This window comes from uncultured Campylobacter sp., from assembly GCF_938018145.1.
Lineage (GTDB): Bacteria > Campylobacterota > Campylobacteria > Campylobacterales > Campylobacteraceae > Campylobacter_A.
Genome location: NZ_CALIII010000360.1, coordinates 1 through 1,507 on the forward strand (window position 1 = coordinate 1; position 1,507 = coordinate 1,507).

Genomic DNA, 1,507 nt, shown 5'->3' on the forward strand with positions numbered 1-1,507 from the left:
TCATCATCTCGTCCGCGCCGTGGCTTTTTAGTAAAAATAGCAACACCAGATCGGAGCTGTCTATCGTCATCCTGATCAGGCGCTCGTGCGCGCGATTAAAGGGCTCCGCGGTTAGCATGATCGCCGAGATTTTTCGGACGTTTTGCTCTCTTTTGACCTCTTCGATCAGCTTTCTTACCTCGGCTAGCTTATCGTCGTAGATTTTTATCTCGCCGCTTACGGCCAGTTCGCCGCTTTGGCTTTGCTGTGCGGGCGCAGCTTCGTTAGCGCGAAAGATATTTTGCGAGCTTTTCTCGGCGTTAAATTTAAAAACCTCGCCGACCTCGATATACCCCACGACCTTGCCGCCGCTTATAAGCTCGATATGATCGCCCTTTGAGGCGTTTTTTATCGTTTCTTGATTGCGCTTGCCGTGCGGAGCGAAGACGAAAGTATATGGCATCGGCTCGCCGGCCAAAAAACCCGTCTCATAGATCTCGTTCGCCTCTTTTTCGTTCATCAGGCGGTTAAATTTGCTAAAAATTTGATTTTCTATGAGATCAAGCGCGCCGAAGGCCTCGTCGTTTATCCAAACGGCGTTATTTTTTCTTGACGACGTCATATTTTTTCCTCTTTTCCCAAAGCGATTTTCGCGAGATGCCTAGCTTTTTGCTAAGCTCGGTGTCGGGGTATTTGTCCTGATAGTTTACGATGATGTGCTTGATGTAGTCGTCGATCGTCAAAATTTCGTCGATTTGGAAATTTTTCTCGTCGCTTGTGATGTTTAGCGTCTCCATCGGCGTCTCTTCGTTCGGATTTGTCGAGCTTGCGATGAGCTTGCGTTTGGCGGCGAGAGAGACGATCTGATTTTTGGCCTCTTGGCGTAAAATTTGAAAATTTGAAAAATATAAAAGCGTGCGCGGATTTGCCGCGGCTATTGCCTCCACGTCGATGCCGGGTTCTAGCGGGACGTATTTAAAGCTCAAATTTAGCGCCTTTGCGTACTCAAAAACAAAGTTATCGGCGTTTATCATTTTATTGCACTTGATGAGAAGCGGCAGCTTTATGCGCTTAAAGTCGAAATTTAGCGCCGATACAGCCTTAAAATGATAGTTTAGGTAGTCCTGATAGGTTTTTATAAATGTTTGCAGACGCCTAAACTCCTCGAAATGCTTGATCTTTCGCACCAGCTCCTCGATCATAAACGGCTTTTGTATGTAGTCGCTAGCACCCGCTTTTATCGGGATCGAGACGGTGTCGTTGCTGATATAGGTGATGAGCAGGATGACGACGGAGTCTTTAAATTTTTGTATGATTTTTAGCGTATCGTCGCCCGCAAACGCGCTAGAGAGCAGCACAACGTCAAAGTGTACGTCCTTAGCGCCCTCCTTTGCCCTCTGCTCAGGCTCGCTTTTCATCGCCTCCGCCGCGCTCCTTGCTATCTCGCACTCGTAGCCTAGATTTTCTAGCTTTGAGGCGATGCTTTGGGCTAGGTAGATTTCGTTTTCTATTATCAAAACTCTCATTT

The 1,507-nt window shown here is 47.2% G+C and carries 1 protein-coding gene and 1 pseudogene; both read right to left on the bottom strand.

The annotated features are described in order from the left end of the window. Positions 1–601: pseudogene (locus Q0338_RS08260) on the bottom strand (sulfate adenylyltransferase); the annotation flags it as partial. Beyond that, complete coding sequence (locus Q0338_RS08265; protein WP_298086338.1) at positions 579–1,505, bottom strand: response regulator; 927 nt, start codon at positions 1,503–1,505, stop codon at positions 579–581. The pseudogene Q0338_RS08260 and the gene Q0338_RS08265, both read right to left, overlap by 23 nt. Positions 1,506–1,507: the final 2 nt, after the last annotated feature.